This is a genomic window from Listeria grandensis (assembly GCF_014322885.1).
Taxonomy (GTDB): domain Bacteria; phylum Bacillota; class Bacilli; order Lactobacillales; family Listeriaceae; genus Listeria_A; species Listeria_A grandensis.
On the sequence record NZ_JAASUG010000002.1, the window covers coordinates 77198 to 94114 of the forward strand.

The 16917-nt window shown below is 39.5% G+C and carries 21 protein-coding genes and 1 riboswitch; of the genes, 14 read left to right on the forward strand and 7 right to left on the reverse strand.

Annotated elements, in window-relative coordinates:
• Window positions 1-8 precede the first annotated feature (8 nt).
• The 3 genes from accB to HCJ54_RS03005 all read right to left on the reverse strand — a co-directional run bounded on the left by accB (window position 9) and on the right by HCJ54_RS03005 (window position 2369).
• Window positions 9-467, reverse strand: coding sequence for an acetyl-CoA carboxylase biotin carboxyl carrier protein (gene accB, locus HCJ54_RS02995; protein ID WP_187136597.1), 459 nt, complete (start codon window positions 465-467; stop codon window positions 9-11).
• A 204-nt stretch (window positions 468-671) separates the two neighbouring features.
• A complete protein-coding gene (gene efp, locus HCJ54_RS03000) occupies window positions 672-1235 on the reverse strand; it encodes an elongation factor P (protein WP_036064947.1) in 564 nt (187 codons plus the stop codon).
• A gap of 72 nt (window positions 1236-1307) precedes the next feature.
• A complete protein-coding gene (locus HCJ54_RS03005; protein WP_187136598.1) occupies window positions 1308-2369 on the reverse strand; it encodes a M24 family metallopeptidase in 1062 nt (353 codons plus the stop codon).
• A gap of 220 nt (window positions 2370-2589) precedes the next feature.
• Here HCJ54_RS03005 and HCJ54_RS03010 point away from each other — a divergent pair, with 220 nt between their 5' ends.
• The 4 genes from HCJ54_RS03010 to HCJ54_RS03025 are packed head-to-tail and all read left to right on the forward strand — an operon-like array spanning window position 2590 to window position 4917.
• Complete coding sequence (locus HCJ54_RS03010) at window positions 2590-3495, forward strand: DUF1385 domain-containing protein (protein WP_425324787.1); 906 nt, start codon at window positions 2590-2592, stop codon at window positions 3493-3495.
• Window positions 3496-3505: 10 nt separating this feature from the next.
• Entirely contained in the window at window positions 3506-3781 is a 276-nt protein-coding gene (locus tag HCJ54_RS03015) for a hypothetical protein (RefSeq protein WP_185408703.1), read from the forward strand.
• 52 nt (window positions 3782-3833) lie between these two features.
• Window positions 3834-4217 (forward strand): rhodanese-like domain-containing protein, encoded by a 384-nt coding sequence (locus tag HCJ54_RS03020; RefSeq protein ID WP_036065278.1) that lies wholly within the window; start codon window positions 3834-3836, stop codon window positions 4215-4217.
• Window positions 4218-4275: 58 nt separating this feature from the next.
• Window positions 4276-4917, forward strand: a complete 642-nt coding sequence (locus tag HCJ54_RS03025) for a pentapeptide repeat-containing protein (RefSeq protein ID WP_187136600.1) — start codon at window positions 4276-4278, stop codon at window positions 4915-4917.
• 46 nt (window positions 4918-4963) lie between these two features.
• On the opposite strand, the gene gcvPB is transcribed toward HCJ54_RS03025, so the two are convergent.
• Genes gcvPB through gcvT form a run of 3 tightly spaced genes read right to left on the reverse strand, consistent with a single transcriptional unit; the run spans window position 4964 to window position 8899 of the window.
• Complete coding sequence (gene gcvPB, locus HCJ54_RS03030; RefSeq protein WP_187136601.1) at window positions 4964-6448, reverse strand: aminomethyl-transferring glycine dehydrogenase subunit GcvPB; 1485 nt, start codon at window positions 6446-6448, stop codon at window positions 4964-4966.
• On the reverse strand, window positions 6445-7791 hold the full coding sequence (gene gcvPA, locus HCJ54_RS03035; RefSeq protein ID WP_187136602.1) for an aminomethyl-transferring glycine dehydrogenase subunit GcvPA: 1347 nt from the start codon (window positions 7789-7791) through the stop codon (window positions 6445-6447). The genes gcvPB and gcvPA overlap by 4 nt, the downstream gene beginning before the upstream one ends.
• Window positions 7792-7810: 19 nt before the next feature.
• Entirely contained in the window at window positions 7811-8899 is a 1089-nt protein-coding gene (gcvT, locus tag HCJ54_RS03040; RefSeq protein ID WP_187136603.1) for a glycine cleavage system aminomethyltransferase GcvT, read from the reverse strand.
• A gap of 95 nt (window positions 8900-8994) precedes the next feature.
• Window positions 8995-9089, reverse strand: a riboswitch (glycine riboswitch).
• 359 nt (window positions 9090-9448) lie between these two features.
• Between gcvT and comGA the strand changes: the two genes are divergently transcribed.
• Genes comGA through HCJ54_RS03090 form a run of 10 tightly spaced genes read left to right on the forward strand, consistent with a single transcriptional unit; the run spans window position 9449 to window position 15626 of the window.
• Window positions 9449-10468, forward strand: coding sequence for a competence type IV pilus ATPase ComGA (gene comGA / locus HCJ54_RS03045; RefSeq protein WP_187136604.1), 1020 nt, complete (start codon window positions 9449-9451; stop codon window positions 10466-10468).
• Entirely contained in the window at window positions 10446-11477 is a 1032-nt protein-coding gene (gene comGB / locus HCJ54_RS03050; RefSeq protein ID WP_185408709.1) for a competence type IV pilus assembly protein ComGB, read from the forward strand. The genes comGA and comGB overlap by 23 nt, the downstream gene beginning before the upstream one ends.
• Before the next feature lie 29 nt (window positions 11478-11506).
• On the forward strand, window positions 11507-11827 hold the full coding sequence (gene comGC / locus HCJ54_RS03055) for a competence type IV pilus major pilin ComGC (protein WP_036064941.1): 321 nt from the start codon (window positions 11507-11509) through the stop codon (window positions 11825-11827).
• Window positions 11824-12258, forward strand: coding sequence for a competence type IV pilus minor pilin ComGD (comGD, locus tag HCJ54_RS03060; RefSeq protein ID WP_187136605.1), 435 nt, complete (start codon window positions 11824-11826; stop codon window positions 12256-12258). Before comGC ends, comGD begins: the two co-directional genes overlap by 4 nt.
• The gene (comGE, locus tag HCJ54_RS03065) at window positions 12248-12547 is read left to right on the forward strand and encodes a competence type IV pilus minor pilin ComGE (RefSeq protein ID WP_187136606.1); all 300 of its coding nucleotides are present in this window, start codon (window positions 12248-12250) and stop codon (window positions 12545-12547) included. Before comGD ends, comGE begins: the two co-directional genes overlap by 11 nt.
• Complete coding sequence (gene comGF, locus HCJ54_RS03070) at window positions 12534-12968, forward strand: competence type IV pilus minor pilin ComGF (protein WP_280527054.1); 435 nt, start codon at window positions 12534-12536, stop codon at window positions 12966-12968. The genes comGE and comGF overlap by 14 nt, the downstream gene beginning before the upstream one ends.
• 1 nt (window position 12969) lies before the next feature.
• Complete coding sequence (locus HCJ54_RS03075) at window positions 12970-13335, forward strand: hypothetical protein (RefSeq protein ID WP_187136608.1); 366 nt, start codon at window positions 12970-12972, stop codon at window positions 13333-13335.
• Window positions 13336-13357: 22 nt separating this feature from the next.
• A complete protein-coding gene (locus tag HCJ54_RS03080; protein WP_187136609.1) occupies window positions 13358-13873 on the forward strand; it encodes a shikimate kinase in 516 nt (171 codons plus the stop codon).
• Entirely contained in the window at window positions 13870-14808 is a 939-nt protein-coding gene (locus HCJ54_RS03085) for an ABC transporter ATP-binding protein (protein ID WP_187136610.1), read from the forward strand. Before HCJ54_RS03080 ends, HCJ54_RS03085 begins: the two co-directional genes overlap by 4 nt.
• Complete coding sequence (locus tag HCJ54_RS03090; protein ID WP_187136611.1) at window positions 14805-15626, forward strand: ABC transporter permease subunit; 822 nt, start codon at window positions 14805-14807, stop codon at window positions 15624-15626. Before HCJ54_RS03085 ends, HCJ54_RS03090 begins: the two co-directional genes overlap by 4 nt.
• 61 nt (window positions 15627-15687) lie before the next feature.
• Here HCJ54_RS03090 and HCJ54_RS03095 read toward each other — a convergent pair whose 3' ends face one another.
• The gene (locus HCJ54_RS03095; RefSeq protein ID WP_187136612.1) at window positions 15688-16788 is read right to left on the reverse strand and encodes a YqgU-like beta propeller domain-containing protein; all 1101 of its coding nucleotides are present in this window, start codon (window positions 16786-16788) and stop codon (window positions 15688-15690) included.
• Window positions 16789-16917 lie beyond the last annotated feature (129 nt).

Sequence of the window (16917 nt, forward strand, 5' to 3'; positions counted from 1 at the left end):
ATTACCCCTTATTTCTTTCTAACTTTAAACAATGGTTGACCAAATTCTACAAGTTCTCCATTAGACGCCAGCACTTCAACTACTTCCCCGTCGATGTCTGCTTCTACTTCATTCAAGAGCTTCATCGCTTCAATGATACAAACGACTGTTTTTGTATTCACAACAGAACCAGCTTCTACAAACGCCGGACTTTCTGGGTTTGGCGAACTATAAAAAGTTCCAACCATCGGTGATATGACAACGTGTAGATCTTCCTCAGGTGCTGCGGCTACAACTGGCGCTTCACTTTCGATTGATGGTGCTGGAAGAACCGCCTGAACTGCCGGCGTCGTGATTACAGGTGCAGCTACATGTTCTCCACCTTTTTTCATTCTAATTTTCCCTTGTTCTGTTTCATATTCGAATTCCGTCAATGAAGACTCATCGACTAATTTCACAAGTTGTTTAATCTCGCTAATTGATAACATTATTTATAACACTCCTCAATATTCATCTATACAATATATATAAGTTCGAATGCATTCGTCACGCATCCTAATTATTGTACCATACTTTTCATAGAAACTCTTAGGTTAACACCGTTTTTTCGCAAAAAAAATAGCCCTGTCGATTCTTGTCCTGAGCGAACTGCAAAAGTAGGCTCCAAACAGGAATAGACAGACTATTTTTATTTATTGAGCGCGCGAAACGTAGGAGCCGCCCTCTGTTGTATTAACAACAAGCGTATCATCTACGTTTACAAAGAAAGGCACGTTAACGACAAGGCCTGTTTCTAGCGTCGCTGGCTTAGATCCACCAGAAGATGTATCGCCTTTAATGCCAGGATCTGTCGCTACTACTTTTAGTTCTACCGTATTTGGCAAATCAACACCCAATGTTTCCCCTTGGTACATCATGATTTGAACTTCCATATTTTCTCGCAAAAATTTCAATTCATACTCGATCTGTTTTTCTGGTAGCTCGATTTGATCATACGTTTCTGTGTTCATAAATACGTGTTGATCACCACTTGCATACAGATATTGCATTTTATTGTTATCGATTTGTGCCTTAGCTACTTTCTCGCCACCACGGAACGTTTTTTCTTGAATCGCGCCTGTACGTAAGTTCCGTAATTTAGAGCGAACAAAAGCCGCACCTTTACCTGGTTTTACATGTTGGAAATCTAGCACACGCCAGATGCCATTATCTACTTCGATCGTTAAACCTGTTTTAAAATCGTTTACTGAAATCATCTTTGTATCCTCCTACTTTTAAGTTGGTTTCATCCCTACTTATTTAACCATAAAACGCGCCATTATACAATTCTATAAAATAATTAGTTCTTTAGATGAGTGTGTCAAAACTTCATTTCCTGCTTCCGTGATCAAAATATCGTCTTCAATTCGCACGCCACCAATCCCTGGCAAATAAATACCCGGCTCATCTGTAACAACATTCCCTGGCACAAGAACATTAGGGCTCTTTATCGAAAGATTTGGACCTTCATGAATCTCTAAGCCAATACCGTGTCCGAGAGAATGCCCAAAAGCTTCTCCATACCCTTTAGACGCAATATGATCCCGCGCAATAGCATCCGCTTCGATCCCTGTCATGCCTGGTTTTAGCGCTTCGATCACTTTAAGTTGCGCTTCTAATGTCACCGCGTAAATTTCTTTTAGTTTCGGACTCGGTTCTCCGATTGCAATTGTACGCGTCATATCCGAACAGTAACCGTTATAGTAACACCCGTAATCCATTGTCACAAAATCGCCAACTTCGATGATTTTATCTGACGCCACACCGTGCGGTAAGGCAGAACGCAAACCAGAAGCCACAATTGTATCAAAAGAAGACCCTGACGCCCCGTTTCTGCGCATAAAAAATTCTAACTCATTGGATACTTCTAGTTCCGTCAAACCCGGTTTGATGAAAGTTAAGATATGCTTGAATGCCGCATCAGCAATTTCACAAGCTGTCTTGATCGCTGAAAGTTCCGATGCTGTCTTCACTTTACGCATAGCTTCCAAAAGATCGCTAAACGGCTCTAATTTTGCCGAAAAATAACTTTGCATCAACTTGTGTTCTGCAACAGTGACGTAAGCCTCTTCAAAGGAAAGGACTTTAATGCCAAGCTCTGAGATAATTCCTTCTACCGTCTCGAAAATCGGTCCTTTATTTTGGCGAATTTCATAGCCAAGTGCTTGCTTTGCAGCTTGTTCCGTATAACGGAAGTCCGTAATAAAAAAAGCTTTTTTCGGTGTGATTAAAGCCATCCCAGTTGTTCCAGTAAAATCAGCTACGTAGCGCCGATTATAGTCACTTGTCACCAATATTGCTTCGATTTTATGATCCGTTAATAACGCTTGAATTTTTGCTAATTTTGTCATTCCAATTCCTCCTACTTTTTGTGTTATGTAAGTTGATTTTTCGCTCGAATACAGCTATTCTAACACAAATGAAGTAAAATAACTTTTTTTATGCGTTATAACTATACGAAACTCACAAATTAGCGTAGAATAGCAGATGTATACTAAATAAGGCTGGTGAACGATTTTGAGTGAACAGACAAAAGGAATATATGGCGGTCAAGCCGTCGTCGAAGGTGTAATGTTTGGTGGCAAAAAAGAGACCGTTACCGCTATCAGGCGAAAAGACGGCACCATCGAATACTTCTACCTAACCAAAAACCCTCCTGCTTGGGTTCAAATGCTGAAGCGCATCCCTTTCATCCGAGGTATTGTAGCTTTAATTGAATCTAGCGCAATTGGCTCCAAACATCTCACTTTCGCGACCGATCGCTATGACGAAGACCCTCTAGATGAGACAGAAAACGAAAAAATCGAGAAAAAAGAATCAAAATTGGCAATGTGGCTCGGTGTCGCAGTTGTTGGCGTGCTATCCTTCATCTTTGCCAAGTTTGTCATGACGCTGATTCCCGTTTTTATCGCGAACCTTTTTCGACCAATCGTAGCTGGTGATATGGGGCAAATCATGTTGGAAACTCTTTTCAAATTAATTTTACTGCTCAGCTATATTTTCGCCATTTCCCAAACGCCTATTATTAAACGTGTTTTCCAATATCATGGCGCAGAGCATAAAGTAATCAATTGTTATGAAGCAGATCTTCCGCTCACCGTTGCAAATGTTCAAAGCAGATCGCGGCTGCACTACCGCTGTGGTTCTAGCTTTATCCTGTTCACGGTCATTGTCGGGATGTTCATTTACATGCTCGTGCCTACCGATCCACTATGGGTTCGCGTTGTCAACCGAATTTTGCTTATTCCAGTCGTCCTCGGCGTTGCTTTTGAAGTGTTACAACTGACGAATAAATGCCGAAACATCCCGATATTGAAATACCTCGGCGTTCCCGGTTTATGGCTCCAACTCTTGACAACAAAAGAACCACAAGATGATCAAGTAGAAGTTGCCATTGCATCATTTAACGAATTACATCGCGTCGAACATGCGAAACAAGAAGAAACACTACCTGAAAATTTAGAACTACTGGAATGAGGTGATGCAAATGCGTCGATTTCCCATTTGGTTTTATATTCTCGCCATTTTTGCGATCCTTGGCATTTTCTACGTCGGCTTCAAAAGCTTGATTAGTAGCCTTGTCGTTTCCGTGATATTCATTCTCATTCTTTGGCTGCTACTCCGCTTTTGGGGTAACCAACCAAAAAAAGATGACAAATACCAAGCGGCAGTGAAACAATCACAAAAATTGCGCGCAAAAAACCAACCACAAACAAAAAAAAGAAAAACTTCATTGAAAGTCATTGATGGAAAGAAAAAATAAGTTATAATAGTAAACGAAGGATAAGAATCGAAAGGGGTATATCAGCTTGAATATTGACTGGAGTTGGGTTTTAGCAATTGCCATCTTGGTTATTTTGCTAGGCTATGAATTGTATCAATTTACCATGCGTAAAAAAGCGTTAACCATTTTAACCGAGGAAGAATTCAAAAAAGATTATCGAAAAGCGCAATTGATCGATGTGCGCGAACCGAATGAATTCGATGCTGGTCATATTTTGGGAGCAAGAAACATTCCGATGTCCCAAATGAAGGCACGAAAAGCAGAAATTCGTCAAGATTTACCGGTTTATCTGTATTGTCAAGGCGCGCAACGTAGCAACCGTGCAGCCATTATGCTTTACAAAAACGGCTACACGAACCTTTTCCAATTAAAAGGCGGCTACAAAAGATGGTCAGGTAAAACAAAATCAAAATAAACACAAAGCCGCTGAGCACACCCATGCTTGGTGGTTTTTTCTAGGAGGCTTATATCCCATGTCAAAAAAAATGCAAACACCCAAAATACCAGCACAACTAGAAGCTTACGACCCCAACTGGTTATCCGAAGAGATTTACTTACGCGAAGTACTCATCGAAGATCGTGAGTTCAATGTAGATCCAATGGAACGCATTGTGCTAGATCAAGTGATTTTGAGAAATGTGAATTTCGTGACGCTACAGTTTCCAAATATCGAACTGACTGATGTGATTTTCGAGAAATGTAACTTGTCCAATGTTGTATTTAACTCGGCAGTCATCCATCGTTGCCAGTTTATCGACTGCAAACTAACTGGTGCCGATCTTTCTGACTCACTGATACATAATACGTTATTTCAAAACTGCTTGATGACGATGAGTTCACTAGGTTTCTCCAAATTCAAAAATGTGGAATGGTTGGATTGCGCCCTTCTGAACGCTGACTTTTATGAATGCGAACTCAAGCAATCTGCGCTTAAGAACTGCCAGCTAAATGAAGCAAATTTTTCAAATGTCGCGATGGACAGCATTGATCTTAGCATCAATCACTTTGAGGGTATCACAGTATCTCTTGATAAATTGCGTGGTTGTCGCGCCACCTCTGAACAAGCGCTTAGTTTCGCGCGAGCCTTAGGTATTACGATTACAGAAGATGAATAAAAATGCCATGTCTCCTAAATTGAAGCGGGAGGCATGGCATTTTTTCTTAATTAGTTACTTCATCTTCTACTTTTTCTTGATAGCGCAAAACAGGTTTTCTTGCTGCTCGTGTCTCATCTAAACGTTTTACATAAGTGTTATATGGCGCTTCTTGAACGATTTCAGGATTATCCTCGGCTTCTTTTGCAATTTTAAGCATCACATCGATAAACCCATCTAACGTTTCTTTTGACTCTGTTTCTGTTGGCTCAATCATGATGGCCTCTTCCACGATAAGCGGGAAATACACCGTTGGCGGATGGAAATTATGATCGAGCAGGCGTTTTGCAATATCGAGCGTACGAACACCCAATTGCTTTTGACGCTTACCAGATAGCACAAATTCATGTTTGCAAACTTGATCAAATGGCAAATCGTAGACACCTTCCAAACGACGCATCATATAGTTTGCATTCAAGACTGCATATTCCGTCACTTTCTTCAGACCATCAGGACCCATCGTACGAATATATGTGTAGGCACGAACATTAATGCCAAAGTTACCATAGTAAGGTTTTACGCGTCCAATTGATTGCGGATAATTATAGTCGAATGTATACGTATCTTCTTTCTTCGTCAAAACTGGTGTCGGCAAAAACGGAATCAAGTCTTTCTTCACCCCGATAGGCCCGGAACCTGGTCCACCTCCACCATGAGGTCCAGTGAATGTTTTGTGTAAATTCAAATGTACTGCATCAAAACCCATATCCCCAGGGCGCACTTTGGCCATAATTGCGTTTAGGTTGGCGCCATCATAATACAATTTCCCCCCGGCTTGATGGACGATATCTGCCATCTCCACAATATCCGCCTCAAAAAGGCCTAACGTGTTGGGGTTTGTAAGCATCAATGCCGCTGTATCATCACCGACTACACTTTTTAGATCATCAATATCGACAAGACCTTTGGCATTAGATTTAACTGTGATAATCTCAAAACCAGCCACTGATGCCGATGCAGGGTTTGTGCCGTGCGCCGAATCTGGAATAATCACTTTTGTACGATGATGATCCCCATTCGCTTCATGGAAAGCACGAATTAGCATCAATGCCGTCCACTCTCCATGTGCTCCCGCAGCAGGTTGTAACGTCACTTCATCCATTCCCGTTATTTCTACAAGACTTTCCTGAAGATCATAAAGCAGCTCCATCGCACCTTGCACAGATTCTTCTGGTTGGTACGGATGAATATTAGCAAAGCCAGGAAATCTCGCTACTTTTTCGTTAATTTTCGGATTATATTTCATCGTACAAGAACCAAGTGGATAAAAACCGGAATCCACACCAAAATTATGATTTGAAAGCGTTGTATAGTGGCGCATCAACTCAAGCTCGCTCAGCTCTGGTAATGCTGGTGGTTTTTCTCGGACATAGGTCGCTCCAAATAAATCAGCTAAATCAAGCTCCGGCACATCACGTTCTGGTAAGCTATACCCAACGCGCCCCGGAACAGATCGTTCAAATACTAATGGCATTGTTTCACTGTTATTCATTTTGCACCCTCCAAACTCGCTACAAACATTTCAATTTCTTCCTTTGTACGCATTTCTGTAACGGCGACAAGCATGTGATTAGCATACTTTTCTTCATAAATCCCCAAATCATAGCCACCGATAATACCTTGTTCTAGTAGTTCCAAATTGACTTCCTTCACTGGTTTCGCCAATTTTACGACAAATTCGTTGAAAAAAGCATCGCCAGAGATCACTTCAAAACCTTTATCCTGAAAAGCTTTTTTAGCAAAATGTGCCTTATCAATGTTTTGTTGGGCCATTTCCGTAATGCCTTGTTTCCCAAGTGCACTCATCGCCACAGATGAAGCAAGAGCATTCAACGCTTGGTTCGAGCAAATATTAGACGTTGCTTTATCGCGACGGATATGTTGCTCACGAGCTTGTAAGGTCAATACATACCCGCGTTTTCCGTTTTCATCCACTGTTTCACCAACAAGACGACCAGGAACCTTACGCGTCAACTTCGAATTTACCGCGAAATAACCACAATGTGGTCCACCAAATGCTTCTGCAATACCGAATACCTGCGTGTCTCCCACAACAATATCCGCACCCAACTCGCCAGGTGGTGTCAACGCCCCTAGTGCCAGCGGATTGCTGGAAACCACAAACAACGCCTTATTAGCATGAGCCAATGGTTCCATTTCCTGAAGCGCCTCCACTTGACCATAAAAATTCGGATATTGGACGATAATCGCCGCAACAGTATCGTCCACCTGCGATTCTAGGGCTATCAAATCAGTAACGCCATCTTTCTCGTCAATTTCAATAACTTCAATATGTTGCCCCATCGCGTATGTCTTTACAACATTACGGGATTCTGGGTGTACCGCTTTTGAAATCAAGATTTTTTTGCGCTTCGTATGTGCACTGGCAAGCATTGCAGCCTCAGCAAGTGAAGTTCCGCCATCATACATGGAAGAGTTCGCTAAATCCATACCAGTTATTTCAGCAATCATCGTTTGGAACTCAAATATGGCCTGCAACTCCCCTTGTGAAATCTCTGGCTGATAAGGCGTGTAAGCCGTGTAAAATTCAGATCGTGAAATCACGCTGTCCACAACCGTCGGAATATAATGATCATATACCCCTGCACCTAAAAAAGATGCATATTCCACAGAATCTGCGTTTTTACTTGCCATTTTTGCCAGTTCTTTCAAAAGCGCTGGTTCCGATTTTGCAGGTTTTAAATTATATTCCCGATTAAAACGAATCGACTCTGGAATATCTGTAAACAGCTCATCGATAGAAGAAACCCCAATCGTATCTAACATATCTTTCTCATCTTGCTCCGTCATTGGTAAAAAACGATGTTTAGCCATAACCTTATTTCCCCCTTCATTATTTCGCGCGTTTATAAAATGGAGTTGGCACTACTTTCGCCTTGAGCTTTTTGTTACGAACCTCTACCTCTACTTCTGTATCTAGCGCTGTATAATCGATATCAATAAGTGCTAGTCCAAGATTTTTGCTAAGCGTTGGTGATTGCGTTCCACTTGTTACAATTCCAATCTCCTTGTCACCAGCAAAAACTTTATAATCATGCCTTGGAATACCACGATCAACCAGTTCAATTCCTACTGATTTTCGAGATAATCCCGCCTCTTTTTGTTCGATTAAAGCTTGTTTTCCAATAAAGTCAGCCTCTTTTTGCAATTTCACCGCAAAGCCAACTCCAGCCTCAAGTGGCGTGATATCCTTAGAAAGTTCTTGACCGTACAATGCTAAATTCGCTTCAAAACGCAACGTATCCCTTGCACCTAGTCCGATCGGGAGAACGTTTTTCTCAAGAATAGCCTCCCAAACACGTGGTGTATCAGTAGCTTTCGTGTAAATTTCAAAGCCATCCTCACCTGTGTAGCCTGATCTAGAGACAAGAGCAGGAACGCCAGCGACCTCTACATTATCGACAAAACCAAAGAACGTCAACGCTCCCAAATCAGCCTTCGTAAGCGTGCTTAAAACAGCTTCCGCATTTGGGCCCTGTAACGCTAGCTGGCCGTATTCCTCAGATACATTTTGAACATTAACTCCCTCTGTTGCATGCTCGGCTAACCAATTAAAATCTTTTTCTGTATTGGCCGCATTCACAACCAGAAGATATTCGTTATCAGCCTTTTTATAGACAACCAAGTCATCTACCACACCACCGTTTTCGTAACACATAATATTATATTGTGCCTTGCCTACTTTTAACTTCGAAATATCATTGGAAAGCAGTCGTTGTAAATAGGCTAAACTCCCAGCTCCCTCCACTGAAACTTCCCCCATGTGCGACACATCAAATAACCCAGCATTCGTTCGTACGGCTTCATGCTCCGCTTTAATCCCCGAAAATTGTACGGGTAAATCCCATCCACCAAAATCAATTGTCTTTGCACCGTATTTCTCGTACAGCGGAAAAACAGGTGTTTTCTTCAAATCAGTCATGCGAATCCTCCTCTTTTTTTGCATACTAAAAGGACTTACTCGTTAAAATAAGTCTCTGTCGTGCTCCAAAATAAGGAATAATGCCTCCAGAGTTGCGTCCCATAAACATCCTTTTGCCTGAGAGTTTCACATTCACATGCTTTCCCCGTCGGCGCCGCAAAAAATCTGCAGTCTCTCTGTCTATTTTCATCCGCTCTTTTATGTATTAGCTGCCTTTTCTATATGTTACCACGAGACCCTATCGTTCGGCAAATAATTAAGTTTCAGATGATAAAATTATAAATAAAGTATAATAGTTCGGAATGAAAGGGCTTTACCGATAAATAACAACTTTATTATACGTATGTGAAAATGAGAGCAAATCGAATAATATGAAAAAATTTTTTTATCCCTGCATCGAAATTTTTTCCTAAAGATTTCGCGATTAAATTCTGTTTTTCACAAACTTTCTTGCCCAAATATCCTATTGTCCCCTTGAAGCGAACAAAGGAGTATTGGCGATCGATGGCGAATACATTTAGCATAGACACAAATAAGGAGCCCTGCCCCATGATCCAAAATCTAGCTAATACACTATTACAACAAGCAGTTCTGCTTTCTGCAAGTGATGTTCACCTCATTCCATTTGAGCAGAAATACCGCATTCTTTTACGAATCAATGGTAGGTTACAATTTTTCACCTTCTTACCATTGGATAACGGTGAACGTTTACTGTCCCATCTGAAGTACCGCGGTTTTATGGATATTAGTGAAACCAGAAAGCCACAAAGCGGTTCTTTCCAAACAACGATACATGGGAATAACGTATCCGTTCGCCTTGCAACAATTCCTAATTTTCGCTTCGTAGAAAGCATGGTCATCCGTGTTTTCTCAGATCAAGAAATCGCACTTTTTCAAAAAAGTAGCATTTTCCATAAGATAACACACCATATTTTATCTCTCGCACAAAACCGAACTGGGCTGCTCTTATTTTCAGGTGCAACGGGAAGCGGAAAAACTTCCAGCATGTATAGTTTAGCGCATTCCTTAAGTTTGCGGGAGCCCTTGCAAATAATCACAATTGAAGATCCTGTCGAACGCCCAATGCCCTCCTTTTTGCAAGTGCAAATAAATGAGAAAGCCGGCTTAGATTACGCAGATATCATCCGAGCGACCTTACGTCACGATCCAGATATCCTAGTGGTTGGAGAAATTCGAGATTCCCATACAGCTAAGATGGTTATTCGAGGCGCATTAACCGGGCACCTTGTACTCAGCACTGTCCATGCAGATAGCGCATATGGTGTACTATCTCGATTACTTGAACTGGGTGTGGATCAAGAAGAGCTGCGACAATGTCTAATTGGTATATCTCATCAACGATTAAGCCACCTCTATTGTTTGTTTTGCAATGGTAGATGCCATCCATTATGCAATCATCTCACTCAAAAAAGAACGGCACTTTATGAATTTATAGAAAAAGAGCAGATTAATCAATTTTTCACCACCACCTCAGAACTCGAACAAACAAATACTATCAAAAACCAGATGAAGAAAGGAGCATGTTATGGCTTTTTCTCTCCGCAATAACTGGCGTGCCGATGGTGAGTTTTTAATACGACTTGCCGATTTATTAAGCAAAGGCTTCACAATGGAAGAAGCGATTTCCTTTCTTTCCATAACTACACCTAAAGATGCTCCAAGAAACACATTGATGATAGCGACACTAGCCTCTGGGGCTCCTTTTAGCGAAGCACTGTTACAGGCTAAATTCCCAAGCTTTGTCTGTACCCAACTCCACTATGCTAGCAAACACGGCTATTTCAATGAGACCGTACAAGAAACGGGTGACCATTTAACAAGAAAAGCAGAACAACAAAAAGCATTACGCAAAATCTTTCAATATCCGCTGATTCTATTCATGACGGTTATCGTCGTGTTTTTTCTCTTACGCATTTTCTTACTTCCAAAATTCGATATGTTATTTCAACAACTAACCCATGGCGATAATCAAACATCAAATTTCACCTACTTTATTTTAGAGAAATTACCATTGCTCTTCCTTGCTTTTCTTGGCTTACTCTTTCTCCTGTGTACTTTCTTCTTAACTAAACAGAGAAAAAAGAATTCCTATGAGCGTGCCGAATTATATTGCAAAATACCCATTGTAAAAAAATTCATGAAATTACACTATTCCCAACTATTTGCTCGCGAGTGCGGCTACCTACTTAAAAGCGGACTATCCATTCATGATATGGTACAAGTATTTTCCTTGCCAGACTCCCCACCACTTTTCAAATATATTAGCCAAGAAATTGAAAAATCCTTTGCAGAAGGTACACCATTCACTAAGTCCCTTTCCTTTTTTTCCATTTTTGAAAAAGAGATGGTTTATATTATTCAACACGGCGAAAAAAACGGGCAACTAGCTGAAGAATTATTATTTTACTATGTGCTTTGCCACCAAAAATCAGAAGAAAAAATAGCGAAAGTCTTCAGCTTCATACAACCAGCTGTTTTCATGGTTATCGGTGTGCTCATCGTCTCGATCTACTTATCCATCTTGTTTCCAATGTTTAGCATGGTAAATTCCATCTAAACAATAAAATAAAAATAGGAGTGATTTCAATGTTAAAAAAAATCGATTGGAAAGATGAATCAGGATTTACTTTAGTCGAAATGTTAATCGTTCTACTTGTGGTCAGTGTATTACTTTTATTAACTATTCCAAACATTGTGAAACAAAGTAAATCGATTAACGACAAGGGATGCGATGCGTTCATAACAATGGTACAAGGCCAAGCACAAGCTTATCAGCTAGAAAACAACAAAGTTCCTTCCCTTCAAGACCTTCTAACAGGGGGATACCTTAAAGGTGAGCAGAAAAAATGCCCTAACGGCAAAGACGTGAACATTGACAGCAGCGGGAAAGTGACAGAAGCTCCATGAAACAAAATGGTTTCACTCTAATCGAAATGCTTCTCGTTCTCTCCATTAGCTTACTTCTATTAAGTATAAGTATTTTTCCAGCAGGCAATCTCTTGACACAAATACTTGAGAAGCAAAGCCTGGATCAGCTAAAAATAGATATCATGCACTTGCAAGCAGAAGCAATCACTGCAAACCAAGAAACGAGTCTAGTTTTCGTCGGTGCGAACAATACGTATTTCGGAAGCCTATCTATACCTAACAAATCTGTCATATCTAGAAAATTAACCCCCACGTTACAATTTCAGGAGAAGAGCGAACAAACTTTTCGCTTCTCTCCACCATTCGGGAATATCAACAAATTCAAGACAATCATCATCGAAGGCTACAGCAAAAAATATGCACTTATTTTCCAAATTGGGAAAGGAAGGTTTCGCATCGATGAACTATAATGGTTTCTCCTTACTAGAAAGTCTTTTTTCACTCAGTCTGTTGTCACTTATTATTTTATCACTTCTGCCCATGATGATGCAGATAAAAGAAAACCTGCACCATCAAAATCAACGAACGACAGCTTATCAACTGCTCGCCGAAGAAAGCACCTTTCATATAAGCAACAGCTTATCATCCAACTACACCGTCATCATCAAAAATCAAAGCTATCAAATAACTTACAATCAGGAGGTGAAGCAACTTTGCGCTACTTATGCTAAAGAAAATATTTGCTATGCTACGAAGTAACCACGCTTTTACACTGCTGGAATCTTTGTTTTCGTTACTAATCTTTATAATCATTGCGTCCTTTGTGCCACTTATCTTTCAAAGTTACCAGTCTGTATTAAAGGTGATGGATATTGATAAGAATTATGAATGGCAACTTTTCCTCAATCAAGCAAGAAAAGAGCTTATGACAAGTTCGGAACTTACCGTGTCAGACCACAAAATAGATTTCTATTCACAATCAAAACTAATAACCTATGCATCCTATCAAAACATGACACGGCGTTCTGTTGATAATAAAGGCCACGAACCACTCTTAACTAATATCAAACAAGATAAATGGTTCAAAAAAACAGATAATCAACTTGTTTATGAGGTCCTTTTTGAAGATGGCAACGAATTAACCGCGCGTTTTTATATTCATACAGAGAGGAATAAATAATATGGTACAGCAAAACGGCTTCACTTATGTTCTAACTCTCTATATTACTTTGCTAGGCATTATGATGATGTTAGGAGCAACCAGTATCTATAGCTCCAAGCTAGAAATGGAGAAGCAATTACAAAATTATTATCTCGCATCAACATTGCTAAATTTATCGATTCATAATAATGTCTCCAACATTAAATCTGGCAAAAAAACCTTTACCGAGAAACACAACAATACTGTTTTATGGTATAATTGGGCAGAAAGTACGGAAGATACTATTAGATATAATACTGTGACACAGCTAGATAATGGATATCTCCTGAAACAAAGCCTGATATGGGATATCCAATCGCAAAAAATAAGTCTTCTACCAAATTAAAATATTACAAAGGAGGACCTATATGAACCAAGTTGTCTTAACAGGATTTATGGGAGCTGGGAAATCAACTGTTGGCAGAATCCTTGCCGAAAATTTGGCGCTCCCCTTGATTGATATTGACACAGAAATCCAATCAAAATTTCAATCGTCGGTCACAGAGATCTTTGCTCGTCTAGGGGAGTCTGTTTTTAGAAATGAAGAACACGACATGCTGATGCAAGTTTTACAACAGGAGGCTGTTATATCCACTGGTGGAGGTATTATTCTTTCTCCCCAAAATAGAGCCAAGCTTCAATCAGCAGATTTTGTTGTTTACTTAAAAACAAGTCCTGATATATTTCTCAAAAGGCTAGAAGGCGATACAACACGACCTCTCATCCAAGAAAAAAGCCCTGAAGAAATAAAAATCCTATTTGATTCGAGGACCCAATTATACGAAGCAACCTCACATTTAGTTATTGAAACAGACCTATTAACACCACAAGAAATTGCTAAAAAAATAAAAAAAGAATTCCAAATAAGGAAGGAGAAATCATGACACAGCCAATACTAGAAATAAATCATTTAGTAAAAACCATTGGTTCTAAACCGATCATTAAAGATATTTCATTTTCCGTGAATGAAGGCGAAATTTTCGGTCTCTTAGGGCCAAATGGGGCAGGTAAAACAACTATTATCCGCAGCATTGTCAAACTTATCAGCAAAACAAGTGGAGACATAACAATCTTAGGTAAAAATATCGACAACTTCTATACAGAAGCCATCCAACACGTTGGAGCTATTGTAGAAAATCCTGAGTTCTATCCATACATGACGGGTTTACAAAATTTAAAAACATTCGCATCTATGTCACGCACTAAAATTTCAAACGAACGCATTCATGAGATTATTCAATTAGTACACTTAGATAAAGTCATAAATAACAAGGTCAAAACCTACTCTTTAGGAATGAGACAGCGCCTAGGTGTCGCACAAGCACTGATTCATAATCCTAAACTTTTAATTTTTGATGAACCTACAAACGGCTTAGATCCTGAAGGAATGAAAGAATTTCGCTTACAAATGAAAACTTTAGCTAGCCAAGGAGTGAGCATCCTTGTTTCTTCACATTTACTAACAGAAATGGAACTGTTGTGCGATCGTTTTGCGATTATCGAACGTGGTGAACTGACACATATTGCTGATATGAAAGTGGAAAACGCCACTGAAAATGAACTGATCCATACATTCCGTATGCATCTAGAGCCTCTTGAACTTTCCAAACAACTGCTTACAAACTGGAATATTGACTACATACTCGATGACAACGCAGCTGCTCACTTCTTTATCAAATATATCCCTTCTGATATTCCCGAGCTTGTAAAGAAATTAGCATCCGAAGATATTTCTATTTTCACAATAGAAGCACACACTAAGACATTAGAAGATCGTTTCTTGGAAATAACTAAGTCAAATGGGGGTAGTATGGCATGATTTCATTAATTGCAAACGAAACAAAGAAACTAACACTACGATTCAGCACCTGGCTTTATCCACTTATTATTTTGGCTGTTATCCTAACCTTATCTGCAAGTTTTAGATCATTTATTCCAGACCTTAACAATGTTCAACTGATGTTAACGATAAATAGTATTAGTATGTTTCTAGTTGCCCTGTTCTCCATTGTAATTGCGAGTGCTGTTGTATCTTCTGAATTTAGCTATGGCACAATAAAATTACTCTTGATACGCCCTTATAAACGTTGGCAAATACTTTTATCAAAGTATATCGTCGTGCTTATGTACGCCATTTTATTAACTATTTTTACTCTTGTTATGACTTATATTATTGGTGGTATACTAACTTCTTTTGCTAGTTTCACACAAGATATTAGCACCGCTAATCCAGCTTATTCTGAGAGTGGAGCCATCACTAATATTGGGCAAACAGCAGCAAGCGCCCTAGGTTCGCAACTTGGCTTCTTCACAATACAGCTTATATTTTCTACATCAATTGCCTTTATGGTCTCCTCTTTACTACGCAGCCAAGCATTAGCTGTAGGTATTGGTCTGTTCCTTCTATTCGTTAACAGCATTGCTGGTGGCATAACACTCATGCTAGTGGAACAATTTCAATGGTTCAAATATATCTTTATGGCACCGCTCTACTACGTCAGCATGAATGCCAATGGAGCAGGAATGGATGTCAAAGGACTTTCATCAGAGCTAGCTATCAGTATCTTAGCTGTGTACTACCTTATTTTTATGGCTCTAGCCTTTATATTCTTCCAGAAGAAAGACGTATCTGTTTAATTGTATATAACACAAAAACGCCAGATGAATCTATCTCCTTACGATAGTATTCTCTGGCATTTTAATACATCTTATCACGATGCTGAGTCAAATAAGTCATATCTCTTGTTTTTAGGTCAATAATCTGGTCAAATAAATAGCCATACAAGCAATATTTGCCGTTAGGTGATGTCAAAATCGGCTCATTATTGACCAGTTCTAAAATCGTTTTAGCACTTTTAGCTTTAGGATCAATTTTTATAAGTTTAAACTCTCCACCATGGTTTGTTAATTTCTTACTCTCGTATGGCTCGAAGGTAAGAAAGGATTCTTGCTCTACATTCAAATCATAGAATGGAAAAAATGTGCCTAACTCATCGTACACTCTAGGAGCTTCGTATTTATAATATGATTGAAATCCAATCGTCCTAAAGTTATATATCATCGATTTTTCGTCCTTACTCGGTTCCGTTGTTAAAAGTGTATTAGCCGAAACAGCAAACTGGTAAATATCTGCTACTATCAAATTTTTAACCGACTTATCCCGGGCATCTTCTAAAAAAAGATCTCCCCTATCTTGTTGTGGTGTTGCTTTTTGATTAGAAACAAATAAGTTATCACTGTACCATGAAATAAACGGTGAATGCGTGTTTAGTTTAGTCACACTGCCAGATGAAATATCCCATTGAAAAACTTGATAGTTCCAGTCTGTATCAAATGTTGTCATAAACATCTTATCTTGATCATCTTGGTTCCAAGAAAACTCGATATTTTGCGGCTTTACTTCTTTCGAACTCATTAACGATCCAGACATCGATATTATATCTAGCACAGCCATATCTTTTCTCTTAGCAGAATAAATCAAGAAGCGATCTCGATTTGGACTGATGATTACTTCTGAAATAACATTTGCTGTTTCATATATTTGGTGCCGTTTCCCAGTGAATACATTCAAGCTTTCAAAGATTATTTTTCTATCTTTTCGTAACTGTAAAAGAACATTTTCATCGTCAATCCAGCCCACCACACGTTGAAACTCCTTAGATGGAATATTGGATGTCTTAATTTTCTTGGTAGTAGCTGATGTTTCTTTGTTGGCGGGTATCTCCTCGTTCTTACACCCATAGGAAAGAAATAAAAGTCCAAGGATAGTAATGATGAAACCTATGCGTATTTTATCCATCTCTCTCCCCCCAATTGCTTTATGGCTACTGTTATTTTACCCTGACTTTAAGAAGATGAAACAAACTTCCAACAGCTAAAAAACTAGATGCATTACCACCGTTAATTCAGCGCCAGTATGCATCTAGCT